The 25,139-nt window shown below is 64.8% G+C and carries 20 protein-coding genes and 2 pseudogenes; 11 read left to right on the plus strand and 11 right to left on the minus strand.

All coding sequences use genetic code 11. The features are described from left to right. Nucleotides 1-8 precede the first annotated feature (8 nt). The 3 genes from ACNFCH_RS11455 to ACNFCH_RS11465 form a co-directional block, all read right to left on the minus strand. Nucleotides 9-1,763 carry a SulP family inorganic anion transporter gene (locus tag ACNFCH_RS11455; RefSeq protein ID WP_337157289.1) on the minus strand — a complete coding sequence of 585 codons (1,755 nt, stop codon included), beginning with the start codon at nucleotides 1,761-1,763 and terminating at the stop codon, nucleotides 9-11. A gap of 9 nt (nucleotides 1,764-1,772) precedes the next feature. Beyond that, complete coding sequence (gene ppk2, locus ACNFCH_RS11460; protein WP_070090903.1) at nucleotides 1,773-2,591, minus strand: polyphosphate kinase 2; 819 nt, start codon at nucleotides 2,589-2,591, stop codon at nucleotides 1,773-1,775. Between the two features lie 142 nt (nucleotides 2,592-2,733). Next, entirely contained in the window at nucleotides 2,734-3,609 is an 876-nt protein-coding gene (locus tag ACNFCH_RS11465) for an AEC family transporter (protein ID WP_337157290.1), read from the minus strand. A 310-nt stretch (nucleotides 3,610-3,919) separates the two neighbouring features. On the opposite strand from ACNFCH_RS11465, the gene ACNFCH_RS11470 reads away from it, so the two are divergent. The 3 genes from ACNFCH_RS11470 to ACNFCH_RS11480 all read left to right on the plus strand — a co-directional run bounded on the left by ACNFCH_RS11470 (nucleotide 3,920) and on the right by ACNFCH_RS11480 (nucleotide 6,288). Further along, nucleotides 3,920-5,224 carry an MFS transporter gene (locus ACNFCH_RS11470; RefSeq protein ID WP_416742813.1) on the plus strand — a complete coding sequence of 435 codons (1,305 nt, stop codon included), beginning with the start codon at nucleotides 3,920-3,922 and terminating at the stop codon, nucleotides 5,222-5,224. 143 nt (nucleotides 5,225-5,367) lie between these two features. Beyond that, nucleotides 5,368-5,688, plus strand: a complete 321-nt coding sequence (locus tag ACNFCH_RS11475) for a hypothetical protein (protein WP_337157292.1) — start codon at nucleotides 5,368-5,370, stop codon at nucleotides 5,686-5,688. A gap of 57 nt (nucleotides 5,689-5,745) precedes the next feature. Further along, the gene (locus ACNFCH_RS11480) at nucleotides 5,746-6,288 is read left to right on the plus strand and encodes a YbhB/YbcL family Raf kinase inhibitor-like protein (protein WP_416742814.1); all 543 of its coding nucleotides are present in this window, start codon (nucleotides 5,746-5,748) and stop codon (nucleotides 6,286-6,288) included. Nucleotides 6,289-6,461: 173 nt separating this feature from the next. Here ACNFCH_RS11480 and ACNFCH_RS11485 read toward each other — a convergent pair whose 3' ends face one another. Beyond that, nucleotides 6,462-7,391: a LysR family transcriptional regulator gene (locus tag ACNFCH_RS11485; RefSeq protein WP_416742815.1), complete on the minus strand. Its 930-nt coding sequence runs from the start codon at nucleotides 7,389-7,391 to the stop codon at nucleotides 6,462-6,464. Nucleotides 7,392-7,511: 120 nt separating this feature from the next. Here ACNFCH_RS11485 and ACNFCH_RS11490 point away from each other — a divergent pair, with 120 nt between their 5' ends. Beyond that, the gene (locus ACNFCH_RS11490) at nucleotides 7,512-7,781 is read left to right on the plus strand and encodes a DUF2790 domain-containing protein (protein ID WP_196164434.1); all 270 of its coding nucleotides are present in this window, start codon (nucleotides 7,512-7,514) and stop codon (nucleotides 7,779-7,781) included. Between the two features lie 6 nt (nucleotides 7,782-7,787). Here ACNFCH_RS11490 and ACNFCH_RS11495 read toward each other — a convergent pair whose 3' ends face one another. Next, a complete protein-coding gene (locus ACNFCH_RS11495; protein WP_337157295.1) occupies nucleotides 7,788-8,483 on the minus strand; it encodes a tRNA (adenine(22)-N(1))-methyltransferase in 696 nt (231 codons plus the stop codon). A gap of 170 nt (nucleotides 8,484-8,653) precedes the next feature. On the opposite strand from ACNFCH_RS11495, the gene ACNFCH_RS11500 reads away from it, so the two are divergent. The 3 genes from ACNFCH_RS11500 to ACNFCH_RS11510 all read left to right on the plus strand — a co-directional run bounded on the left by ACNFCH_RS11500 (nucleotide 8,654) and on the right by ACNFCH_RS11510 (nucleotide 13,611). Beyond that, nucleotides 8,654-9,034 carry a RidA family protein gene (locus ACNFCH_RS11500; protein ID WP_416742816.1) on the plus strand — a complete coding sequence of 127 codons (381 nt, stop codon included), beginning with the start codon at nucleotides 8,654-8,656 and terminating at the stop codon, nucleotides 9,032-9,034. Nucleotides 9,035-9,335: 301 nt separating this feature from the next. Beyond that, on the plus strand, nucleotides 9,336-11,336 hold the full coding sequence (locus tag ACNFCH_RS11505) for a peptidase U32 family protein (protein ID WP_416742817.1): 2,001 nt from the start codon (nucleotides 9,336-9,338) through the stop codon (nucleotides 11,334-11,336). 148 nt (nucleotides 11,337-11,484) lie between these two features. Beyond that, on the plus strand, nucleotides 11,485-13,611 hold the full coding sequence (locus ACNFCH_RS11510; protein ID WP_416742818.1) for a TonB-dependent siderophore receptor: 2,127 nt from the start codon (nucleotides 11,485-11,487) through the stop codon (nucleotides 13,609-13,611). A 115-nt stretch (nucleotides 13,612-13,726) separates the two neighbouring features. Here the strand turns inward: ACNFCH_RS11510 and ACNFCH_RS11515 are convergent, their stop codons facing one another. The 3 genes from ACNFCH_RS11515 to ACNFCH_RS11525 form a co-directional block, all read right to left on the minus strand. Beyond that, the gene (locus tag ACNFCH_RS11515) at nucleotides 13,727-15,109 is read right to left on the minus strand and encodes an aspartate aminotransferase family protein (RefSeq protein WP_337157298.1); all 1,383 of its coding nucleotides are present in this window, start codon (nucleotides 15,107-15,109) and stop codon (nucleotides 13,727-13,729) included. A gap of 20 nt (nucleotides 15,110-15,129) precedes the next feature. Then, nucleotides 15,130-16,620 (minus strand): aldehyde dehydrogenase, encoded by a 1,491-nt coding sequence (locus ACNFCH_RS11520; RefSeq protein WP_337157299.1) that lies wholly within the window; start codon nucleotides 16,618-16,620, stop codon nucleotides 15,130-15,132. A 69-nt stretch (nucleotides 16,621-16,689) separates the two neighbouring features. Next, the gene (locus ACNFCH_RS11525; RefSeq protein ID WP_337157300.1) at nucleotides 16,690-17,538 is read right to left on the minus strand and encodes a helix-turn-helix transcriptional regulator; all 849 of its coding nucleotides are present in this window, start codon (nucleotides 17,536-17,538) and stop codon (nucleotides 16,690-16,692) included. A 177-nt stretch (nucleotides 17,539-17,715) separates the two neighbouring features. Between ACNFCH_RS11525 and ACNFCH_RS11530 the strand changes: the two genes are divergently transcribed. Further along, on the plus strand, nucleotides 17,716-17,862 hold the full coding sequence (locus ACNFCH_RS11530; RefSeq protein ID WP_167358054.1) for a hypothetical protein: 147 nt from the start codon (nucleotides 17,716-17,718) through the stop codon (nucleotides 17,860-17,862). A 373-nt stretch (nucleotides 17,863-18,235) separates the two neighbouring features. After that, nucleotides 18,236-18,406 carry a hypothetical protein gene (locus ACNFCH_RS11535; RefSeq protein WP_416742868.1) on the plus strand — a complete coding sequence of 57 codons (171 nt, stop codon included), beginning with the start codon at nucleotides 18,236-18,238 and terminating at the stop codon, nucleotides 18,404-18,406. Between the two features lie 53 nt (nucleotides 18,407-18,459). Here the strand turns inward: ACNFCH_RS11535 and ACNFCH_RS11540 are convergent, their stop codons facing one another. The 3 genes and pseudogenes from ACNFCH_RS11540 to ACNFCH_RS11550 all read right to left on the minus strand — a co-directional run. Continuing rightward, on the minus strand, nucleotides 18,460-18,777 hold the full coding sequence (locus ACNFCH_RS11540; protein WP_416742819.1) for a DUF6555 family protein: 318 nt from the start codon (nucleotides 18,775-18,777) through the stop codon (nucleotides 18,460-18,462). Nucleotides 18,778-18,884: 107 nt separating this feature from the next. After that, nucleotides 18,885-20,075 (minus strand): zinc-dependent alcohol dehydrogenase, encoded by a 1,191-nt coding sequence (locus tag ACNFCH_RS11545; RefSeq protein ID WP_416742820.1) that lies wholly within the window; start codon nucleotides 20,073-20,075, stop codon nucleotides 18,885-18,887. Between the two features lie 108 nt (nucleotides 20,076-20,183). Beyond that, nucleotides 20,184-20,339: pseudogene (locus ACNFCH_RS11550) on the minus strand (general stress protein); the annotation flags it as partial. A 294-nt stretch (nucleotides 20,340-20,633) separates the two neighbouring features. Here ACNFCH_RS11550 and ACNFCH_RS11555 point away from each other — a divergent pair. Both ACNFCH_RS11555 and ACNFCH_RS11560 read left to right on the plus strand, forming a co-directional pair. Then, nucleotides 20,634-20,900 (plus strand): hypothetical protein, encoded by a 267-nt coding sequence (locus ACNFCH_RS11555; protein WP_196164441.1) that lies wholly within the window; start codon nucleotides 20,634-20,636, stop codon nucleotides 20,898-20,900. Nucleotides 20,901-20,980: 80 nt separating this feature from the next. Further along, a pseudogene (locus ACNFCH_RS11560) lies at nucleotides 20,981-25,111 on the plus strand (CheR family methyltransferase). Nucleotides 25,112-25,139 lie beyond the last annotated feature (28 nt).

Consider the following 25,139-nt stretch of genomic DNA (forward strand, 5'->3'; position numbering starts at 1 on the left):
CTGGCCGCTCATGGCGTCCAGTCCACGGCGTGGTCCTCCAGGTAGGTGTCCACGGCAGCGCCCACCGTGGGCTGGAAGATATCGCTGCCGATGTGGCTCAGTACTTCAAGGCGCAGCAGTTTGTCTCTCACCGGGTCCTTGACCTCGGCAAAATGCAGCTCCACGCCGCCCTCGCGCAGGGTTTGCTCCAGTTCCACGAGCATGTCGGCGGAGGTCACGTCCACGCTGGTCACCGGCTCCGCCGCGACCACCACCCGCCGCACCTCGCCCCCCGCCCCTGCCACGGCTTCCAGCACGCAGCGCTGGAACAGTTCGGCATTGGCGAAGAACAGCGGCGCATCCCAGCGAAACAGCACCAGCCCCGGCACTCGGCGCGCGTGGGGATAGCGGGACACATCATGGTAGCCCCGGATGCCGTCGACCCGGCCCAGCACCGCATAGTGCGGGCGCCAGCCGTCCCAGAGAAACTCGATCACCGCGATGACCACCGCGATGCCGATGCCCGGCACCGCGCCGAACACCGCTACCCCGACAAAACAGGTGATGGACAGCCAGAACTCCCAGCGCTGGATGCGATAGATCCGCGCCAGGTCCTTGAACTCGAACAGCCCGAGCGCCGCGGCGATCACCACCGCCGCCAGGGCGCTTTGCGGCAGGTGGCGCAGCAGGTCGGGCGCGAGCAGCAGCAACAGAGCCACACCCAGGGCACCGAACACACCCGCCAGTTGGCTGCGCGCGCCTGCGGCCTCGGCCACCGGCGTGCGCGAGGAACTGCTGCTGACCGGGATACCCTGGAAAAGCCCGGTGGCCAGATTGGCCAGTCCCAGCCCGACCATCTCTTGGTTCGGATCGACCTGGGAGCGGGTCTTGGCGGCATAAGTGCGTGACAGCACGCTGGTATCGGCGAACGACACCAGCGCCACCGCCGCGCCACCGATGACCACGGTGGCCAAGTCATTGAAATCGATCAACGGCAGCGCGAACCCGGGCAAGCCCTGGGGCAGCGAGCCGACCACCTTCACCGCGTGGGCAGCCTCCAGCCCCATCAGCCCGGAGACCACGGTCGCGGCCACCACGGCGATCAGGATGCCTGGCAAGCGCTCCCAGCGTTTGAGCAGCAGAATGATCACCAGCGTACCCGCCCCCAGGGCGAAGGCATGCCAGTTGGCCTTGCCGTCCAACAGGGCATTGAACAGTTGCACGGTATCGCGCAACGGCCCGGTGCTCTGCCCGGAAATGCCGAACAGCTTGGGCGCCTGGCTGACCAGCACCGCCAGGGCAATGCCGTTCATATAGCCATAGCGAATGGGCTTGGACAGCAGCTCGGTGATGAACCCCAGGCGCATCAGGCCTGCGCCGATGCAGATCAGCCCCGAGACCAGCGCCATGGCCGCCGCCAGGGTGACGGCCCGCCCCGGATCGCCTGCCGCCAACGGCAGCACCACGGCCAGGATGATCGGCACCAGCGCCGAGTCCGGGCCCAGCACCAGGATGCGGCTGGGGCCGAACAGGGCGTAGGCCAGCAACGGCACGATGGTCGCGTACAGGCCGTGGATACCCGGGACACCGGACGCCTGCGCATAGGCGATGCCGACCGGCACCAGCATGGCGGTGAGCACCAGGCCTGCGACCAGGTCCTTGGGCAGCCACGCCATCGGATACTGGCGCGCCACGCGAAGGCCCGGTACCCAGCGCTGCCAGCCGCGCTCGAGCGGGCCCGCCGCGTAGGCCAAGGGCTTTGGCGGTGGTGTCGAGGTGTCCATGTGCGGGCCTCAATAGCGCTCGGAGACCATCTTGAACGGGTATGGCACCGCCTTGTACTTGCCGATCTTGCCGCGCTTGGGCAGCACGATCTTCTGCTTGGCGCTCAGGTCCTGGTAAGGGATCTGCTGCAGGAAGTGGCTGATGATGTTCAGCCGCGCCTTGCGCTTGTCCTCGGAGCGCGCCATGAACCATGGCGCCCAGGACGAATCGGAGGCGGCGAACATGTCGTCACGGGCGCGGGTGTAGTCGTCCCAGCGGGTATAGGACTTGATGTCCATGGGCGAGAGCTTCCATAACTTGCGCCCATCGTTGATCCGGTCCTGAAGGCGGCGGGTCTGCTCCTCGGCGCTCACTTCCAGCCAGTACTTGATCAGGATGATCCCCGAATCGATCATCATCCGCTCGAACAGCGGCACCACGGCGAGAAACTTGTGCGCCTGCTCCTCGGTACAAAAGCCCATCACCCGCTCGACCCCGGCGCGGTTGTACCAACTGCGGTCGAAGATCACCACCTCGCCCGCCGCTGGCAGGTGGGTCAGGTAGCGCTGGGCATAGATCTGGGTCTTCTCGCGCTCGGTTGGCGCTGGCAGCGCCACCACTCGAAAGACGCGAGGGCTGACCCGTTCGGTGAGGGCCTTGATCGTACCGCCCTTGCCGGCACCGTCGCGCCCCTCGAAGACGATGCACACCTTGAGCCCCTTGGCCACGACCCATTGCTGGAGCTTGACCAGCTCCACATGCAGGCGCTTGAGCTCCTGTTCGTAGGCTTTGCGTCCTAGTTTTTCCGGCAGCTCATCCTTGTGCTTCTTGTTCACAGCCTTGGCCATCGCATGCTCCCCTTGCAAACCGTGGGTTGTCCCGGCGCTGCCGGTGACGCCTTGACCTGGCGCATGGACGCGGCAGGTCAGTGGAGTATGGATGAGCCGTGGCACTTTGCCTGTCGGCGAGACAGGATGCCGCAGCCGCGGCCTATAGCCACCAGGCCAGCACTGCCGGCAGCCAGGCGAAGGACAGCACCGTCGAGCACATCACCAGGTTGGCCACCTGCTCCGGAGACCGGTTGGCTCGCACCGCCAGCAGGTAGTTGAATACCGCCACCGGCATCGAGGACTGCACCACCAGCACCGCGCGCTCCAGCGATTCCAACCCCAGCGCGGTGCCCACGGCCCAACCCACCGCCGCGCCCAGCACGATGCGCAGACCGCCGAGCAACAGCCCGCTGCCAACGTGATGCAGGCGGATGCTGGCCAGGGATACGCCCAGCGTGAGCAGCATCAACGGGATGGTCATGCCACCGAGCAGGTCGGCGGTGTTGGCCAGCCAGCGCGGCAATTCCAGGTCCAGGAAGATGATCGGCAGGGCCCCTGCGAGACTGATCACGATCGGGTTGCGCAGCAGGGCCTTGAAGGACGCGCTGGCACCGGACATGGCAATGCCTAAGGTGAACTGGAAGATCGACAAGGTCAGGAAGAACGCCACCGCCAACGCCAGGCCATGCTCGCCGAAGGCATACAGGCTGATCGGCAGGCCCATGTTGCCAGTATTGGGAAACATGAATGCCGGCATCAGCACCCGCCAGTGCTGGCCTGACGCGCGGCTGACGAGAAACCCGGCCAGCGCCATGCCCAGCATGCACAGCACGCAGGCGATGGCCATGCTGGTGAAAGCTGCGCGATCCAGTTGCGTGCGGCTGAGGGTCGAGAGCACCAGTGATGGCGTGCCGACCGTCATGACGATGCGGGCGATGAATTCGGTGGGGTAGTCCAGGCCACGGCGGGCCCAGCCATAGCCGATACCGGCAACGATGAAGACAGGCGCCAGGACGGCGAACAGCGAAGCCAGCATGAAGCGGATCCCCCAGGAGTCGAGGCGACATTATGCGGTTTTCCTTCCAGAACGGTGAAAACGCTTTTCTGCCGATCACGCGTTTTGTAGGGACGTGCAACGGCTTGAGTTTGGTTCGGTGCGGCTTCTGGTCGCAGGGCCTGACCATCGCCCAGGCCTTAGAATCGCGCCGCCTTTTCGCTCTGCGGCCATGCCCGTCATCCCAGACGGCTGAGCCGCACCTCGCTCGCACCGACAGCCAGGCACACCCGCGCAGCCCTTGCGCCCACCGAAAAGGCACACGTTCGGCGTTTTCCAACTAGAGGTAACTATGTCTCCGCGTTTGCTGGCTATGGCGCTGGCACCCCTGCTCGGGCTGTTCATCATTGCCTTGGGCAACGGCTTTCTGTCCTCCCTTACCACCTTGCGCCTGGGCTCGGCTGGCGAATCGGCCACCATGATCGGCATCGTCTCGTCGGCTTACTTCATCGGCCTGACGCTGGGGGCGATCTTCAACGACCGGCTGATTCTGCGCATTGGCCATATCCGCGCCTATACCAGCTTCGCCTCGCTGATCGCCGCGACCATCCTGCTGCAGGGCCTGTTCTATGACACCACCTGGTGGTTCGCCCTGCGCCTGATCAACGGCTGGGCCGCGGTCGGCGTGTTCCTGGTCATCGAGAGCTGGCTGCTGCTCGCGGGCGATCCGAAGATCCGTGGCCGCCTGCTGGCGTTGTACATGATCGCCTTCTACGGTGCCGGGGTGCTGGCCCAGGCGACGCTGGGCGAAGTCACTGGCTGGGGCGAGACCGCACCGTTCATGGTCGCAGGCATGCTCGCCACCTTGTCTGTGCTGCCGATCGTGATTCTGCCGCGGGTCTCGCCGCTGCTCGATCAGGTCGAGCCCCTCAAACCGCGCCAACTGCTGGGCATCGCCCCGACCGGCCTGGTCGGCTGCTTCGGCTCGGGCGTGGCCATCGCCGGGATCTACGCCCTGCTGCCGCTGTACCTGCAACGCATCGGCCTGGACGTGGGCGAGATCGGCAACATGATGGCCTGGGTGATCCTCGGCGCCATGCTGCTCCAGTATCCGGTAGGGCGTTGGTCCGACCGCAAGGACCGGCAGACCGTGCTGGTCGCCCTGGCGGCGATGTGTACCCTGCTGTCGGTCGTGATCGTGCTGCTACCGGCTGACTCGCAACTGCTGCCGGCCATGCTGTTCTTGCTCGGCGGCGGCGTGTTCGCCTTGTACCCGGTGGCGGTCAGCAGTGCGGCCGACCGTGCCCCGGCCGATGCGCTGGTGCCGATGATCCAGGGCCTGCTGCTGATCAACTCGCTGGGTTCGTCCATGGCCCCGCTGGCGATCTCCCCAGTGATGAATGCCTACGGCGAGACCGGGCTGTTCTGGGCCTTTGCCGTGATCAACCTGGCGATGGTAGGTTTCTTCCTGTGGCGCCGCGGCAAGCGCCCGGCCCCGGAACACCCGGCGCCCTTCGCGCCGACGGCGACCTTTTCGCCGACCGGCGCCGAGCTGCGGGTGACCGAGGAACTGATGCATGCGGCCCAAGAGCATCCGCCCATGGGCGATGCGGCGAGCAGCGACACCTCCTCGCAGCGCGCCGAATCCGCCTCCTGATGGACTGACTCATCAGACCCTGTGGGAGCGCCGAACGGCGCTCCACAGCAGTCCCTCTCCCCTGACCATCCGTCGCCTGAGGGGCACCCTGCCCCGTCTCCCATAGCCGAACACAGGACAATCATCCCGACAGGAGATTCGCCATGGTTCGCTTCCAGCCCCTGTTCCTCGCCCTGTGCCTGGGCCTGACCACCACCGCCAGCCTGGCCGCCACCGACATGAACGGCACCGACACTCACCCAAGGGCCGACCAGTCCCCCGCTAAGCAGCCCTATGACAACACCGGCAGCCAAGGCAACAGCGTCAACAACCCAGACAGCACCCGCGACAACGACAGCAGCGACACCAACCCCAGCTCTGACGTACCCGACGGCACTACCGGGGGCTCGAACAACACCGGTGAAGCCACCGGCACCGGTGCAGGCGCCTCAGGCGGTGCCGCCGAGGATCAAGACAGCCGCTGAGTATGCTCAGGCTTGGCCTGGACTAGACTCTGGGCCATCACCTCGGGAGGACGGAGCATGAACTTCGTACCCTGGTTGCTCGCGACCCTCTTGCCGCTCGGCGCGATGGCGGCGTCCGCGGGTTTGGCCATCAATTCGTCGTCGTTCACCGATGGCGGCATCATCGCCCTGCCTCAGGTCGGCCCTGACCCGGCCTGCGGCAGCGGTGAACAGCGCTCGCCGCAACTGAGCTGGGACAACCTGCCCGACGGCACCCGATCGCTGGCGTTGGTGATGTTCGACCCCGACGGCGGCAAGGGCCTGGGGGTGGTGCATTGGATCGTCTACAACATCGACCCGACCACCGATGCCTTGGACGAAGGCGCTGCCGGGCAGAGCACCCAGACGCTCACCCTGGGCCGTAACTCCCGAGGTACCCTCACCTACCGCGGCCCCTGTCCGCCGGCCGGCGACAATCCCCATCACTATGTGCTCACGTTGATCGCCACCGACCTCGAGCCCGGCGGCCTGCCGCCAGGGCTGGACCGCCAGGGGCTGATGCAAGCGCTGCAAGGGCATGCGCTGGGGGCGCAGAGCATCGTCGGAAAATACGCGCATTGAGATGAACCCAGTCGGGCCCGTTCGCGGGTGAACCCGCAGGTCTAGCGGTGCTCCTGCAAAGTAGCTCTACTCGATTCAGCAGCAGGGTATAGCGGTGTTATCGAGAGCACTGGAGAACCTGTTGGAGCGGGTTTACCCGCGAAAAGGACACCTCGGGGCCGTGCCTGCAAGGGTCAGCGCCAGTAGCGCGGATCGTCCGCCACCTGCTCATGGGCCTGGAACAACACCGGCAACTGCTCCTTGAGAAAATCCAGCCAAGTGCGCACCTTGGCGTCCAGGTAATGCCGTGACGGGTAGATCGCATAGATCTCCCGCTGACGCAGCCGATGGGGTGCGAGCAGCCGGCACAGCCGCCCTTGTTCGATCGCCTGGCTGGCGGAGTAGTACGGCAGCAGGCCGATGCCCATCCCAAGCTCGGTGGCCTTGAGCATGGCGTCGGCCACGTTGGTCAGGAAGGTGTCCTGGGGCACGATCACGCACGGGTTCTCCCCCTCGAACGACCAGTCTTCCTCGAACAACGGGTCCACCGTGCGCAGGCATACATGTTCATGCAGGTCTTCCGGGCACTGGGGGACGCCATGGCGGGCGAGGTAGTCGGGAGAAGCGCAGAGAATGCTGTGGATGCTGCCCAGGGGGATGGCGATCAGTTGCGAGTCCGGCAGGCCTTGGCCGATGGCGATCACCACGTCCTGGCCGTCCGCCAGAGGGTCCGGGTTGCGCTGGGACAAGGTCAGTTCCATGACCACGTCGGGGCAGGTGGCGTTGTAGCGGGCCACCAGCGGCATCATCAACAGCCCCAGCCCATGGGTGCAATGAAGGCGCAACCGACCCCGGGGTGTGAGGTGGGCGCCACGTGCCTCGTCCATCGCTTCTTCGGTCAGCGACAGGATCTGCCGCGAGCGCTCGAGGAACCGCTCGCCCGCCTCGCTCATGCGCAGACGCCGGGTGGTGCGATGCAGCAGGCGGGTCTGCAGGTGGTTTTCCAGTTCCGCGACGATCCGCGACACCTGGGCGGCAGAAATATCCAGGGCGTTGGCGGCGGCGGCGAAACTGCCGCATTCCACTACCCGGGCGAAGGTTCGCATGGCGTGCAGCATGTCCATGGTGCGTCGTTCCTTGTGACCTATTCGTGCATTCGAAGCAGGAATCTATCACGGACCAGCCTCTTTATTGGCAATCCCCAAGAAATACATCATGAGTCATCGCCAAGAGAGAAAACCGTCATGAAACCTTCGATCGCCTTCCTCGCCCTGTTCGCTGCCTTGGCCTCGTTCGGCGCCGTCGCCGATCCTGCCAGTAATCAACCCGTCGCGGCCACCAGTGAGACCTACGAATACGGCATGCCCCTGGACGTGGCCAAGGTGATTTCCATCACCCCGGCCAGCAACGCGGCCGATTGCGCGGTGGGTACCGCCCATATGGTCTATATCGACCACCAAGGCCAGACCCACAAGGTCGACTACCGGGAAATGGGCAACTGCTCGCAGCTGTAACCGGATTTACGCCAGCAACTGCTCGATCCAGCGCACCTGCAGGGCCACTTCCTGGGCCTTCTGTTCAGGCACCGCCTGGCGGGCACGGGCGAAATGGGCCATGACCCGCTGTTTGCGTTGCAGGTTCAGGCCCCACTTGGCCAGAAACGCCGGGCTGCGCTCCTGCATCAGCAAAGGCCCGAAGTACAGTTGCTCGGGGGTATACGCCACCGCCTGGCAGGGTTCGGCCACGATGATCTCGTAGGTGAACTCGTTTTCCTCCAGCAACTCCTCGCAGACGATGCGGTAGTCGTTCTCCATCAACCACTCGCGCAGGGTGCCTTCGCGTACGTTCGGCTGCAGAATCAGCCGCTCCTTGCCGCTCAGCCGATGCTTGCCCCGTTCGAGGATCTCGCGAATCTTCTCCCCGCCCATGCCGCACAGGCTGATGGCGTCGATGCGGTCCTGTGGCTCGATGGCCTCCAGGCCGTCTGCCAGGCGCACGGTGATCGCCTCCTCCAGGCCGTTTTTGCGCACCTTGCGCTGGGCCGAGCGAAACGGCGTCATCGCCGCCTCGCCAGCCACGGCGGCTTCGATGCGGCCACGCAGCATCAGCGCCACCGGCAGGTAGCCGTGGTCCGAGCCGATATCGGCCAGTCGTGCCCCGGCCGGCACATGGGCCGCCACGCGCTCCAGGCGCATCGACAATGTCTGTTCGTTCAACCCTTGCCCCTTTTTCGCAACATTCGACCGGCGCCATTGGCCAGTTCGGGGCGCGATTCTGACGAGCAATGCCCGGCATTTCAAATACCGCCGACCAGAGCCACCGCTCGACCCGCCCGGGCCGCTCGCGTAGGCTTGCCGGTTTCCTTCCGTTGCAAGGCAAATACCTCATGGCAAACGCAGACATCACCTTCATCCCGGACCCGGACCCTGAGTCCATCTCCTCCGACGTCGCGGATTTTCGCGGCCTGCTGGTCACCACCCAGATCCCGACCCGCGCCGATGGCAGCCTGGAGCTTGGCGGCATCGTCGAGCAGAGCGAATGCACCCTGCAGGCCCTCAAGGATGCCCTGGAGCGCGCAGGCAGCTCCATGGATCGCGTGCTGCACCTGACCATCTACCTGACCGACATGGCCGATCGCCCGGCGTTCAACGAGGTGTACCAGCGATTCTTCGCCAAGCCCTGGCCTGTTCGGGCGGCGGTTGGCGTGGCTTCGCTGGCGGTCGAGGGGATGCGCGTGGAAGTCACGGCGATGGCGGCCAAGGTCTGAGCCGCTGTTGAAAGCCCGGTGCGCGTTAAGTGCAAACGTCTGCTCCGTGGCGTCTGCTTCGCGGGTAAACCCGCTCCCACAGAATTTGTGCGTGGCCTTTTGGGAGTGGGTTTACCCATGCCCAGGGGAGGCAGGCGCGGCTCTTGTCGGAGCGGGTTTACCCGCGAATGCGATGGTGAAATCACCGACGTATTCGCCGGCAGCCCTACCCACCTCCCGCCATCGGACAGCCGATGGATGCCCCCGGGCCATTTCACCGGTACAATGCGCGCCTTGACCGTGACAGCCCGACCCTAACGACATGTCCCTCCCAAAGAATCATCTGGAACTGCTCAGCCCCGCCCGTGACGTGGCCATCGCCCGCGAAGCGATCCTGCACGGCGCTGACGCCATCTATATCGGCGGCCCGAGCTTCGGCGCCCGCCACAACGCGTGCAACGAAGTCAGCGATATCGCCGAGCTGGTGACCTTCGCCCACCGCTACCACGCGCGCGTCTTCACCACCATCAACACCATCCTGCACGACAACGAGCTCGAGCCTGCCCGCCAGCTGATCCACCAGCTGTACGACGCTGGTGTCGATGCGCTGATCGTCCAGGACCTGGGGGTGATGGAGCTGGACATCCCTCCGATCGAGCTGCACGCCAGCACCCAGACCGATATCCGTACCCTGGAGCGGGCCAAGTTTCTCGACCAGGCCGGCTTCTCCCAGTTGGTACTGGCGCGTGAACTGAACCTGCAGCAGATCCGCGCCATCGCCAGCGAGACCGACGCGGCCATCGAGTTCTTTATCCATGGCGCCCTGTGCGTGGCCTTCTCCGGCCAGTGCAACATCTCCCACGCCCAGACCGGCCGCAGCGCCAACCGTGGCGACTGCTCCCAGGCTTGCCGCCTGCCCTACACCCTCAAGGATGACCAGGGCCGGGTGGTAGCGTTCGAGAAGCACCTGCTGTCGATGAAGGACAACAACCAGACCGCCAACCTGCGCGACCTGGTCGATGCCGGTGTGCGCTCGTTCAAGATCGAAGGCCGCTACAAGGACATGGGTTATGTGAAGAACATCACCGCCCACTACCGCAAGGAACTCGACGCCATCCTCGAAGACCGCCCGGACCTGGCCCGCGCTTCGAGCGGTCGCACCGAGCACTTCTTCGTGCCCGATCCGGACAAGACCTTCCACCGCGGCAGCACCGACTACTTCGTCAGTGACCGCAAGATCGACATCGGCGCCTTCGACTCGCCCACCTTCACCGGCCTGCCGGTGGGCGTGGTGGAGAAAGTCGGCAAGCGCGATCTGCAAGTGGTCACCGAGGTGCCGCTGACCAACGGCGACGGCCTCAACGTGCTGGTCAAGCGTGAGGTGGTGGGCTTCCGGGCCAACATCGCCGAGCCCAAGGGCGAGTTCGACGAAGACGGCCAGAAGCGCTACCGCTACCGCGTCGAACCCAACGAGATGCCCGAGGGCCTGCACAAGCTGCGCCCGAACCATCCACTCTCGCGCAACCTGGACCACAACTGGCAGCAAGCACTGCAACGCACCTCCGCCGAGCGTCGTGTGGGTGTCGAATGGCACGCGGTGCTGCGTGAACAGCGCCTGGCGCTGACGGTCACCAGCGAGGAAGGCGTCAGCGTGCAGGTAGCCCTGGACGGCCCGTTCGGTGTAGCCAACAAGCCCCAGCAGGCCCTGGACCAGTTGCACGACCTGCTCGGCCAACTGGGCACCACCCAGTACCACGCCAACGCCATCGACCTGGACGCCCCGCAGGCGTACTTCATCCCCAACTCCCAGCTCAAGGCCCTGCGCCGCGAAGCCATCGAGGCGCTGACCGAGGCGCGGGTCAAGGCTCACCCCCGTGGCGGGCGCAAGGCCGAGACAACCCCGCCACCGGTCTACCCTGAGGCGCACCTGTCGTTCCTGGCCAACGTCTACAACCAGAAGGCCCGCGACTTCTATCACCGCCATGGCGTGAAGCTGATCGATGCCGCCTTCGAGGCGCACGAAGAGCATGGCGAGGTACCGGTGATGATCACCAAGCACTGCCTGCGCTTCTCCTTCAACCTGTGCCCCAAGCAGGCCAAGGGCGTCACCGGCGTACGCACCAAGGTCGCGCCGATGCAACTGGTACATGGCGATGAAGTGCTGACCCTCAAGTTCGACTGCAAGCCCTGCGAGATGCATGTGATCGGCAAGATGAAGGACCACATCATCGACCTGCCGACCCCAGGCAGCGCCGTGGCCCAGGTAGTCGGGCACATCAGCCCGGAAGACCTGCTCAAGACCATCCCGCGCGCACCGCATTGACGACCGAACGGGGGGCCATGTGCCCCCTTTTTTGTGCCTGCTCACGGCGCCTCGAACTTGGTACCCTGGTACACCAAATACCACTGTAAATGATAATACCTATCAGTTATGATCCGCGGCTCCCGCCCTTCTTAGGATCGTGCTGTCGATGCGTCGTGCGTTCGTTTCACTCTGCCTGATTCCCGCTATTAGCCCCGTCGCCCTGGCCGAATCCCAGGCTTCGGCCCCTCTTGAACTGCAAGCGGTCAACATCGACGCCGCCAGCGACCTGGAACGCGCCGACGGCCCGGTCATCGGCTACAAGGCGACGCGTTCGGCCAGTGCCACGCGCACGGACACCGCACTGCACGAAACACCGCAATCGATCAGCGTGGTGCCCAAGGATGTCCTGCAGGACACCGCCGCCACCCGCCTGCAGGATGGGCTGGACTACGCAGGTGGCGTGGGTCGTGCCAACAACTTCGGCGGCCAGGGGCTGACCACCTTCACGGTGCGCGGCTTCACCACCGGCGAGTTCTACCGCAATGGCTTTCCCATCAACCGCGGCTACCCCAACGCCCCGGACGCCAACACCGTCGAGCGTCTGGAGGTCCTGCGTGGCCCGGCTACCAGCCTGTACGGCCGTGGCGACCCCGGTGGCACCTTCAACGTGGTCAGCAAACAGCCTCTGGCCGAACCCAAGGTCACCTTGGGCAGCCAGTTCGATGACCAAGGGATGCATCGCGCCACTCTTGACACCACCGGCCCGCTCGATGAAGAAGGCCGTCTGGCCTATCGCCTGAACGTGCTGGGTGAAGGCGGCGAAACCTTCCGCGACGACGTGCAGACCGAGCGTTACGACGTCGCGCCGGTACTCAGCTGGCAGCTCAACGACACCACGCGCATCGTGTTCGAAGGCGATTTCATGCGCAACAACCACCCCCTGGACCGTGGCCTGACGCGCTTTGCAAACCAGCGCGACAATGCCTCGCGCGATACCAACGTCTGGGAAAAAGGCTCCGACAACCTGCTGCACAACGACAACAACATGGCCCAGGTGCGCTTCGAGCATCAGCTCAACGACGACTGGACCCTGGGCGGTGGCATGCAGTGGCTCGACGGCACGCTCCAGGGCAACGCGGTGGAAGCCAATGCCCTGCAACCAGACGGCCGCACCCTCGGGCGCAACTTCAACTATCGCAAGCTCGAATGGTCCGACCGCGACTACCAGCTCAACCTCACCGGCCACTTCGACACCGCAGGCTTTGCCCATACCTTGCTGACCGGCGTCGAGTATGAAGACTACGACTATCAATCCTTCATTCGGCGCTCGGCCGGCGGCGCCGACGCCTACCCCATCGACCTGTTCGATCCAGTCCTGGGCCAGCCACGCCCAGCCCTGACCCGCACCACCACCGACGACAAGGAAAACCTCAAGACCTGGGCCGCCTTCGTTCAGGACCAAGTGGCCCTGACCGACCGCCTCAAGGCCTTGGCAGGCTTGCGCTTCGAGCGTTTCGAGCACCAGTACGACAACTACCTGCCCGGCAGCACCGACTGGACCGCCGCCGACAACGCCGTCACCCCTCGTCTGGGCCTGATGTACGACCTGACCGACACCGTTGCCATCTACGCCAACACTGCCCGTTCGTTCAAGCCCAACAGCGGCGCCAGCCAGCAAGGCCAGGGCTTCGATCCGGAAAAAGGCAAGTCGTACGAACTGGGCGTGAAATGGGAGGCGCTGGATCGCCAGTTGAGCGTCGATGCGGCCATCTACCACATCGTCAAGGAAAACGTCCTCGCCAACGACCCGCTGGACCCCACCGGAACCTACAAGATCGCCGCAGGCGAAGTCCGCAGCCGCGGTCTGGACATCAACGTTGCCGGCAACCTCACCCCCGAATGGCGCGTGATCGGTGGCTACGCTTATGTCGATGCCGAGGTGACCAAGGACACCAGCCTGCCCAACGGCACGCGCCTGGCCAACATTCCGCGCAACAGCTTCAGCCTGCTCAATACCTATGAGTTCCAGGATGGAGGCCTCAAGGGGCTGGGGCTGGGCATGGGCGTGAAATACGTGGACGACCGCGCCGGCCAGACCGCGACGCAGACCTACACCATGGAGCAGTACACCGTGGTCGATCTGCTCAGCTTCTACCAGGTCAACGAGCACGTGCGGCTCAACCTGGACCTGAAGAACCTGTTCAACAAGGAATACGACGAAGGCGCCTTCAACAGCTACGTCTACCCCGGCGCGCCACGCACCGTGCAGGCCGGCGTGAGCTACACCTTCTGAATCCAGGGCTCTGCGCAGCCCTTTCACGGCGCAAGGCCGCGGCTACAGGGATCGCGTGATCCTGTAGGCGCGGCCTTGCGTCGCGAAAGGGCCGCAAAAGCCGCCCCGAATCGACTTACAGCAAGCCCAGGTCCCGCGCCGTGCGGTCCACGGCGACCTTGGTCTTGGCCACCAGCTCATCGATGTCACCACGGCTGGCCACCAGTGCCGGCGCCATGATCATCCGGCCCAGGGTCGAACGGATGATCACCCCCTCCTCGAAGCCATAGGTCCGGCACTGCCAGGCCAAGTCGTTCTCGTTGGCGAAGCGCTTGCGGGTGGCCTTGTCCTCGGCGAACTGCAGCGCCGCCACCAGGCCCGCACCCTGGATCTCGCCGATCAGCGGGTGATCACCGAACACCTCGCGCAGGCAGCGCTGCAGGTACGGGCCGGTATCGTCCTTGACCTGGCGCACGATACCTTCGTCGCGCAGGGCCTTGAGGTTGGCGATGGCCACCGCCGCCGCCACCGGGTGGCCGGAATAGGTCAGACCATGGGCGAACACCCCGCCGCGCTCCACCAGCGCTTCGGCGATGCGCTTGCTCAGCACCAGGCCACCCATGGGCACGTAGCCGGAGGTCAGGCCCTTGGCGATGGACAGGGTGTCCGGCTCGAAGCCGAAATGCTGGTGGGCGAACCACTCGCCGGTGCGGCCAAAGCCGCCGATCACTTCGTCGGCGCACAGCAGCACGTCGTACTGACGGCAGATGCGCTGGATTTCCGGCCAGTAGCTCTCTGGCGGGAAGATCATGCCGCCAGCGCCCTGGAACGGCTCGGCGATGAAGCCTGCGACGTTCTCGGCGCCCAGTTCGAGGATCTTCTCCTCCAATTGCAAGGCGCAGCGACGGCCGAACTCGGCTGGGGTCAGCGCGCCGCCTTCGGCGTACCAGTACGGCTCGTCGATGTGCGCGACATCCGGAATCAGCCCGCCCATCTCGTGCATGAACTTCATGCCGCCCAGCGCCGTGGCGGCCAGGGTCGAGCCGTGGTAGCCGTTCCAGCGGCCGATCATGATCTTCTTGCCGGGCTTGCCCATCACCTGCCAGTAACGGCGTACGGTGCGGATCAGCACTTCGTTGGATTCGGAGCCGGAGTTGGTGTAGATGGCGTGGCTGTAGTGCCCCGGCAGCAGGCTGAACAGCAGCTCGGACAACTCGATCACCGCCGGGTGGGTGGTGTGGAAGAACATGTTGTAGTACGGCAGTTGGTCCATCTGCGCGGCAGCGGCGGCCGTCAGGTCCTTGCGGCCATAGCCCAGCTGGGTGCACCACAGACCGGACATGCCGTCCAGGTAGCGCTTGCCGTCGTTGTCCCACAGGTGCAGGCCTTCACCGCGCACGATGACCCGCGGGCCTTCGGCGTTCAGCGCCTTCTGGTCGAGGAAGGCGTGGATGTGGTGGGCGGCATCGGCGCTCTGGTAGTCGCGGGTTTCGCGTTGCGGCTGGAAAGGTGCGTTCATTGTTGTTCTCCGTAGGAATATCAGCGCAGCTGGAACCAGGTGGTTTTCAATTGGGTGTACTTGTCGAACGAATGCAGCGAGAGGTCGCGGCCGAAACCGGATTGGCGACCGCCGCCGAAGGGCACCACCACGTCCAGGGCATCGACGGTATTGACCGACACAGTGCCGGCCTTCAGGCGCCGGGCCACGCGGTGGGCACGGTTGAGGTCATCGCTCCACACCGAGGCGGCCAGGCCATAGATGCTGTCGTTGGCCAGGCGCAGGGCCTGCTCCTCGTCCTCGAAGGTGCTGACCGCCAGCACCGGGCCGAAGACCTCCTCGCGGGCCAGGGCCATGTCGGCGCCCACGCCGGTGAATATCGTCGGTGCGATGAAGTTGTCCGAGCCGTTGAAGCGCAGGCGCTGGCCACCGCACAGCAGGCGTGCGCCGTCGGCCTTGGCCTGGTCGATGGCCGCGCTGATGCGCGCGCTCTGCGCGGCATCGACGATGGCCCCGGCGCGGCTGGCCGGGTTCAGCGGGTCGCCCGGCATCCAGTCACGGGCCTTGGCCAGCAGGCGCTCGACGAATTCGTCATGGATCGAGCGCTGCACATAGAGGCGCGAGTTGGCCGAGCAGACCTCACCTTGGTTGAAGAAGATGCCAAAGGCGGCCTTCTCCGCCGCCAGGTCCAGGTCACGGCAGTCGTCGAACACCAAATTCGGGCTCTTGCCGCCGCACTCGAGCCAGACCTGCTTGAGGTTCGATTGCGCCGAGTACTGCATGAAGTACTTGCCCACTTGGGTGGAGCCGGTGAACACCAGGCAGTCCACATCCGGGTGCAGGCCCAGGGCTCGACCGGCCTGTTCGCCAAGGCCCGTGACCACATTGAGCACCCCTTCCGGCAGCCCCGCCTCCAGGGCGAGCTCGGCCAGGCGCAGGGCTGAGAATGGCGACTGCTCGGCAGGTTTGAGCACCACGCTGTTGCCGGCGGCCAGGGCTGGGGCGACCTTCCAGGCAGCCATGTCCAGGGGGAAGTTCCACGGCACCACCGCCCCGACCACACCCAAGGCTTCACGGGTGACGGTGGCCAACGCGTTGCCGGCGGTCGGCGCCACCTGGTCGTAGAGTTTGTCCAGGGCCTCGCCATACCAGGCAAAGACGTGCGCCGCGCCCGGTACATCGATGTTGTAGGCATCCATGACCGGCTTGCCCATGTTCAGCGAATCGAGCAGGGCCAGCTCCTCGCGGTGGGCCAGCATCAGCTCGGCCAGGCGCAGCAGCACCCGCTTGCGGGCGGTGGGCGCCATGCGTGCCCAGGGGCCCTGCTCGAAGGCGCGACGGGCAGAACGCACCGCCTGGTCGACCTCGAGCTCGCCGCAGGCGGCAACCTTGGCCAATACCTGGTTGGTAGCCGGGTTGATGGCGTCGAAGGTCTCGCCCGAGCGGGCAGCTACGCGGCGGCCCTCGATCAACGCGGTGTCGATGAAGCTTTGTTGTGCAGCGCGCTGCTGCCAATCGCTCAATGTATGCACGCAGGACTCCCTTGCGACCGCTCGGGCGGTCGCTGGTTATGGTTGTAGGTGGGTGACGCGGTGGGCCGATCAGCGCCTTCGCAGGTAGCTTTCCAGCGGGTCCTTGCTCAAGCCTTCCTGGGCCTGGGCCAGCGAGTCGATGAACAAGGAGAACAGCTCGGACTGCTTGGCGATGTCGAGCTTGGTGTAGAGGTTCTTGCGATGGGTCTTGACCGTGTCTTCGCTGATGCCCAAGCGCTCGGACAACGAGCGGGTCGAGTGGCCACGCAGCAGGTACTGGGCGACCCGGCACTCGCGTTCGGTCAGCAGCGAAGAGCCGAAATTGTTCAAGGCGGCGTTGATCTGCCGGCCCAGGGCGCTTTCGAAGCGTCCGCCCAGGCTGTCGGCATCCAACTGCCCCCAGTGCCGGCGCACCACCGCCACCACCCAAGGGGCGATGCGCTTGAGGTCGGCAACCTGCGCTGCCGTCAGGCGTCGGGTGCTGCCCAAGGCCACGGCGATGGTGAGCTGCGCATCGAGCGGCACGATGTAGTTGAGTTCGTCCTCAAGGTGCGCGTGCTGGTAGAACGACAGGTAGTACTCGCTGCGCTTGAAGTGGTCCGGAGCCACGTCGCTCAGGCGATAGCAACCCGGGGCGATGCCTTCCATGCAGGCGCGGTAGAACGGGCACAGCAGGTAATAACCTTCGAGGTACTTCTGCACGTTGCCTTCAGGCAGCCAAGGGCCCTCTTCGTCTTTTTCGAACAATGCCGAAGGCAGGCCTTTGCGTGGGTAGAGAAACACCGTGATGGCCTGGCACCGGGCCAGGCAATTGAGTGCACCGAACAGCGCTTCGACGAAGCCTGGCGTGCCGATGGCCTCGATGACACGGGCCATCTGCTCGTACCAGTCGGGCGATTTCAGCTGGTCTTTGCTCATGTCTCAGGTCCCCGCCAGGGTGGTTGTACGTATTCGTGGCTGGCTGGGATTGTTTCACGCACTGGCCAAGGCGACCATCACCCTTCGGGGTGAGCTGCCGTTCATGCCGCCGGAATGAACACATCCACCGGCCAACGACCCTAATGCCAGGCAAGCCAACCCACCCGGAGGCCAGCCATGGCAGACCCCAAGCAGCCCAATGATCCCGATCCCTATGTGGACAACATCCCTCACAATCCCGGAGAACCGGTACCGCCCCCGGAAAAGGAAGCGCCCGACTGGCCGGAGGGTCAGGTGCCGCCAGAAGAGCAGTCCGATGGGTGAGCACCTGCGCCGCATTGCCCCTTTCGCGGCCGCCGCTCTTAAGACGTGCGCAATCCCTGTGGGAGCGGGTTCACCCGCGAAACAGACGCCGCGATGAATGGCACGGGCTTCGCCCGTGTTCGCGGGTGAACCCGCTCCCACAGCGCCCGCGTCGATCCGCAAGGCATCGCTGAACCTGTGTGGGTTTACCCGTGAAGAGTACAACTCGAAGCCTGGGCAAGACCGTTGGTCGCGGGTGCTGCACGAAAAACCGATCACACCCGCGCCATCAGGGCTCTGAATCCATGAGAGGCGCGGCAACGGCTGCGCCTCCCACTCCTGTGTTCGGCCCGCGTTGCTGGCGGGCCCTTTTTTCGAACCCGAGGAGGCCACCATGCACAGGTCACTACAGATGGGAGGCGGCAACGCCCAGGACGACTGGCCGGAACTGGACCCCGACCAGCGCAACGACAAAGCCGACGACCCCGATACCGACCCAAACCTGGAAGACGATGACGGCAACCGCCCCGGTGTGCCCGCCAGCGACCCAGAATCCGGCGCCTGAACGCAACGTGGGGCAAGCCGGCGTCAACCGGTTTGCCCCACATGCTGCTTGCCTCAGGCCATCACTGCGTCGTGCCCGGGAGGGTCGTGCGCAGCCATCGTCGACGCCACGCCTTCACCTGAGACCGGCACGAACGCCGGCCCACTGCCAGACAGCCGCCAGCTCACGTCACTCACGCCATAGCGTTCGGCCATCGGCCGGGTGACCTTGCGGATCTTCTCCCGCCCGAACTTCGGAATGATCCCTACCCCTGCATCACAACTGGCCCAATGCCAAGCCTCGGCATTGTCCATGCGCTCCAGACGGATGATGAAACTGCGCGGCTGGCCATGCAGCCGGTAGTCGATGATGTACAGCTGTGGGGTTGGCATCGTAGGGGCCCTCCTCTTCTCCATGGATGACATCCTGATGGATCAAGGTTTTGCGCGAAGATTCAAAAGATTGTCGAACAATTCGAATGAATGGCCTGATGCCTGAATCAGTGCGCGGCGTTCGGTGCCGCGCCAGGCACCAGAATCACCTTTCGACAACGCTCTTGCTGCTCATCGAACATCTCATAACCGCGCACCGCCTCTTCCAGCGCCAGGCGATGGGTGACGATGGCTGCCGGATCCAGCCGCCCTGCTTCTATATGCTCGAGCAGTTCAGGCAGGTAGCGCTGCACGTGGGTCTGCCCCATGCGGAAGGTCAGGCCCTTGTCGAAGGCATCGCCGAATAGAAAACCATGGATGAAGCCGGCATAGACCCCCGGCACGCTCACCACGCCGCCCCGTCGCACCGCCGCCATGCTCTGGCGCAGGGCCTTGCCACTGCTGCCTTCGAGCTTCAGCGCGGTCAGCACCGTCTCGGTGGTGCTGCCCTTGGCCTCGAAGCCTACTGCATCGATCACTGCATCCACGCCACGCATGCCTGCGGTCTGGCGGATGATGGTGTCGGCCGGGTCGTCGTCATGGGCGTAATCGATGGGAATCACCCCGTAGGCGTCACGGGCGTAATCCAGACGGTAGTCGCAGGCATCGACCATGAAAATCTGCTCCACCCCGAGCATCCGGGCGCAAGCCGCCGACAGCAGGCCGACCGGCCCGGCTCCATAGATAGCCAGCGAAGCGCCCTGCCCGACCTCGGCATTGAGCACCGCTTGCCATGCGGTGGGCAGAATGTCGGAAAGAAACAGTAGCTTGTCGTCCGCCAATTGCCCGGGCACCTTGAACGGCCCGACATTGGCCTTGGGCACACGGACGTAGTCGGCCTGGCCACCCGCCACGCCGCCATAAAGGTGGCTATAGCCGAACAGCGCCGCCCCCGGCGGGATGCTTTTCTTGTTGAGGATCGCGCCGCGGCCGGTGTTGGTGGTTTCGCACGCCGCGAACAGATCATGCTGGCAGAAGAAGCAACTGCCGCAGGCGATCACGAAGGGAATCACCACCCGGTCGCCTGGACGTACGGCGGTCACCTCGCTGCCCACCTCCTCGACGATGCCCATGAACTCGTGGCCCAGGATGTCACCGGCCTCCATCGCCGGCACCTTGCCGTGGTACAGATGCAGGTCCGAGCCACAGATCGCCGTGGCAGTCACCCGCAGCACGATATCGTCGCTCTGCTCGATGACAGGGTCCGGTACGGTGTCGACCCGAACATCCCCGGCGCCGTGATACGTGAGTGCGCGCATGCTTCGATCTCCCATTGCGGAACTGGAACGCCCCTGGGCCAGCGGCGCGTGGCCGCTGCCCAAGGGCGGCGCCCGGCAGGTGCTACACCGGGCTTGAGCAGGCGGGCGTCACTGGTTGCGACCGCCGCCGTGGCTGTGCTGGCCACCTTTACGGCCGGCCTCGGAGGCACGCTCCCGGTCGTTGGCAAAGTTGCCGCCGGAGTTCTGGCCGCCCTTGTGGCCGGCGCGGGAGGCTTTTTCGCGGTCGTTGGCGAAGTTGCCTGGGTTGGTTTCTTTGGTGCCGCCACGTTGTCCGCTGTTTTCTTGATCACGAGCCATGTCGTTTCTCCTTACTAGTGGATTTGGCTGCGCACGGAATCGCACCGTGCAGTAGTTCCGAACGGGCCGGGGCAGGCTCTGCTCAATCGGTCTGTCCAGCCTCGGACGAGTGGCGCCAAACAACGTCCTGACCAAACATTTGCACCCCAGTCTCTGCAGGCCCGATTTTTTTTTGGCACTTCGCCACTTGGGCTGCGGTCATACAAAGACGCCCATCATTCCTCGACCTGGAACAGCGCCATGATTGATGCCCACCCCATCCACGCCTGCCGCCAACTCGCCCTGGAACAGAACCGCCGCCTGCTGCAGCAGGCCTACCAACTCGATCACAACGCGTTTGCCTTGCTCGACCGCCCCGGGCTCGATGCCGGGCGCTTCGACCGCTACCAGGCATTGCGTCGCAAGGCCGCCGAGCGCTATCAGGAGGCACTGGACCACCTGGCGCTGATCGAGCGAACGTTCGATGCGCCGGGCAACGATGCCCACGGGCGCTCGCCGCGCCGTTGAGACCGGGCCTATAATCGCGCATCAACCGCCCGGCGATGCTTCGATGGGCCGAATCGTTAGGTCTGCAGAAGGCTGCACCCATGAAGTCATCCACCAAGCCCGCCGTCGCCTCGCCTCAGAATCCGACGTTGAGCCCGAGCCACCTGGACTTTCCGGTGGTCGGCATCGGCGCTTCGGCAGGTGGGCTCGAGGCGATCTGCACCTTCTTCAAGCAGATGCCCGCCGATTGCGACATGGCCTTCGTGGTGGTGCTGCACCTGTCGGCGGACCACCAGAGCGTCGCCGACCGCATCATCCAGGAAACCACCGCCATGCCGGTGCTGCAGGTCAGCGAACCGGTGCCGATCGAGCGCAATCATGTCTATGTGATTTCCCCGGCCAACCGCTTGTCCACCAACGATGGCTACCTGCGCGTCAGCCCGGCCAACCGCCGCCGGGGTGACCATGTGGCGATCGACCTGTTCTTCCGCGACCTGGCCGATGTGCACAAGGACCATGCGTTCTGCGTGGTCCTCTCCGGCACCGGCGCCGATGGCGCAGTGGGCCTGTCGCGGATCAAGGAGCAAGGCGGCGTGACTTTGGTCCAGTCCCCCGACGACGCCCTCTATGACAGCATGCCGCGGGCGGCCCTGGCGACCGGCATGGTCGACGCCGTGCTGCCGGTGGCCGAAATGCCGCAAAAGCTCATGGAACTGTGGCGCAACGCCCGCCAGGTCAAGCTACCGACCATCGAGGACGACACCCTGCCCCCGGCACTGGGCAGCCGCAGCGGCGACCCCGCCCAGGCCGAACCACTGCTCGATGAAATCCTCCTGCTGCTGCGCACCAATACAGGCCATGACTTCCAGCACTACAAGCGCGCCACCGTGCTGCGGCACATCGAGCGGCGCCTGCACGTCACCGGGCAGCCCGACCTGGGCGCCTACCAACGTTATCTGGAGCAGCATCCGGCAGAATCCACTGAGCTGCTGGCCGATATGCTGATCGGCGTGACCAACTTCTTCCGCGACCGCGAAGCCTTCGAAGCGCTGGAGCGCCATGTACTGCCCGAGCTGGTCAGCGATGGCGAAAGCGGCGACGGGCCAAGCGAAGTGCGCGTCTGGTCGGCTGGCTGTTCGACCGGCGAAGAGGCGTACAGCCTGGCCATGCTGGTGTGCGAGCAACTGGCGCTGGAGCGGCGCGCGGCGAAGGTCCAGGTGTTTGCCACCGACCTCGATGAGCGGGCCATCGGCACCGCCCGTACCGGCCTCTACCCGGAGGCGATCGTCACCGACGTACCGCCGGCCCGGCTGCGTCAATTCTTCATCAAGGAAGACCAGCACTACCGCGTGCGCAAGGAAATCCGCGAAAAGGTGCTGTTCGCCCGGCACAACCTGCTGTCCGATCCGCCGTTCTCGCAGATCGACCTGATCGTCTGCCGCAACCTGCTGATCTACCTGGATCGCGAGGTGCAACGGGACATCCTGCAGATGTTCCACTTCGCCCTGCGCCCGGGCGGACACCTGTTCCTGGGCACGTCCGAATCGGTGGATGTGGCCAGCGAGCTGTTCATCCCGGTGGACAAGCGCAACCGTATTTTCCGCGCAAGCCCCGCCAGCCCTGCCATCCGCAGCTCCGGCCGGCTGCTGCCCGGCGCGGAAGTGTCCGCCACTTTGCAAGACAACCAGGTCAAGCTTCGTCCCGGCCGCAAGATCTCCTATGCCGAGGTGCATCACCGCGCCCTGGCCAAGCGGACCCCGCCCAGCCTCATTCTCGATGGCGACGGCAATATCCTGCACATGAGCGATGGCGTCGGCCGCTTCCTGCACCTGGTCGGCGGCGAGCCCAGCCGCAACTTGATCAACCTGGTCCTGCCGCAGTTGCGCCTGGCCCTGCGCAGCACGTTGTTCCAAGCCCGTCAGGGCACGCAGACGGTGACCTCGCGCCCGGTCGAGCTGGGCGAGATGTAGGTTGAGATCGCGGTGCATCCGCACAAGGATGAGCCCAGCGGCAGCGAATGCCTGCTGGTGGTGTTCGAAGAACGCGTGCCCGACCCATCCCTGCTGCCCACCAGCGCCATCCGCCAGACCGACAGCATGGTGCTGAACAACCTGGAGCGCGAACTGCAACGCACCCGCCTACAGTTGCAGGAAACCATCGAGCAATCGGAAATCTCCAGCGAAGAGCTGACCGCTTCCAACGAAGAAATGCAGGCGATCAACGAGGAGTTGCGTTCGGCCAGCGAAGAGCTTGAGACCAGCAAGGAAGAACTGCAGTCGATCAACGAAGAACTGCTGACGGTCAACTACGAGCTCAAGAACAAGGTCGAGGAAACCGACAAGGTCAACGACTACCTGAGCAACCTGATTGCCTCGACCGCCATCGCCACGGTGTTCATCGATCGCAACCTGTGCATCCGCTGGTTCACCCCCCGCGCCGCCGATATCTTCAATATTCTGCCGGTGGACACCGGCCGCTCGTTGCTCGACATCACCCACCGCCTGGACTACCCGGAGCTGGCCGACGACGCCCGCGCCGTGGCCCAGGGCACCCCCTCCATCGAGCGCGAGGTGTGTGGCGAGAACCAACACTGGTACCTGGCCCGCCTGCTGCCCTACCGCGCCAGCGAGCAGAAGATCGATGGCACGGTGCTCACCTTCATCGACATCAGCAAGGGCCGCGCCGCCGAGGAGCGTCTGCGCCTGGGCGAGGAACGCATGCGCCTGGTGGCCGAAAGCACCCACGACTTCGCCATCATCCTGCTCGACGAACATGGGGTGATCACCGACTGGAACACCGGCGCCACGCTGATCTTCGGCCACGCCAAGGACGAGGTGGTCGGCCGCCACTACGAGCTGATCTTCACCGAGGAGGACCGCGCCAACGGCGTGCCGAGCCGGGAGCTGCGCGGCGCCCGCCTCAACGGTCGCGGCCAGGACGAGCGCTGGCACGTGCGCAAGGATGGCAGCCGCTTCTTCTGCAGTGGCGAGGTCTCCCTGCTCAAAGGCAGCAGTTTGCGCGGCTACGTCAAGATCGCCCGCGACCTGACCGGGCACAAACGCCTGCACGACGAGCAGAGCAAGCAACTGGCCGAGTCCCAGAGCAGCAGCCACATGAAGGACGAGTTCTTCGCCATCATGTCCCATGAGCTCAAGCACCCGCTCAACCTGATCCAGCTCAATGCCGAGATCCTGCGTCGCCTGCCTTCGGTCAAGACCATCAGCGCGGCCAGCAAGGCGGTGGGCACCATCTGCGAAGCGGTCGCCAGCCAGGCGCGCATCATCGATGATTTGCTCGATGTGGCGCGTATCCGCACCGGTAAGCTCAAGCTCAAGACCGAACCTGTGAACCTGTGCACCATCCTGCATGACATCCATGCCGTGGTACGTAGCGAACAGCATCCGTGCGACGTGGTCCTGGAGTTGCCGGCCAACGACAAAGCCCTGTTCATCGAAGGGGACATCACCCGTTTGGAGCAGATCATCTGGAACCTGCTCAACAACGCCCTGAAGTTCAGCCCCTCGGGTAGCGAGATCCGCCTGGTGCTGACCAGCCACGACGAACAGGCACTGCTGCAGGTGATCGACCAGGGCCTGGGCCTGAGCGAGGAAAGCCTGGAGAACATCTTCGACCTGTTCACCCAGGCCACCCCGCAAGTCACCAGCCACAGCCGTGAGGGCCTGGGGATCGGCCTGTCGCTGGTGCGCCAGCTGGTGCTGGCCCACGGGGGCAGTGTACACGCCAGCTCCCCGGGCCTGGGCAAAGGCTGCACCTTCACCGTTCGCCTGCCGTTGTGCAACTACAACCCACAACTGCAGCACACCGCGGGCGAACAGCAGGTGACCCCGCGGCTGGACAGTATCCGCGTGTTGTTGGTGGACGACTCCGCGGATGTGCTGGAAATCATGCAGCAGTTGCTGGAGATGGAAGGTGCGCAGGTCAATGCCTTCAATGACCCACGCGCCGCGCTGAAGGCTGCGGCCAACGGGCAGTACGACATCATCCTCTCGGACATCGGCATGCCGGTCATGGATGGCCATGCGCTGATCAAGGCACTGCGCGAGCATGCGCATTTGAAGGATATTCCCGCAATCGCCCTGACTGGCTACGGTGCCAGCGCCGATCAGTACAAGTCGCGCCAATCCGGGTTCGACCGGCATCTGAACAAACCGGTGGCCTACGACGAACTGGTTGAGGCAATCGAAGCATTGAGCGGCTCGCAGCCCTACTGACCGCTCATCCTGACGGGTACAACTTCCA

This window comes from Pseudomonas sp. NY15354 (genome assembly GCF_048068075.1).
Taxonomy (GTDB): Bacteria; Pseudomonadota; Gammaproteobacteria; order Pseudomonadales; family Pseudomonadaceae; genus Aquipseudomonas; species Aquipseudomonas guariconensis_C.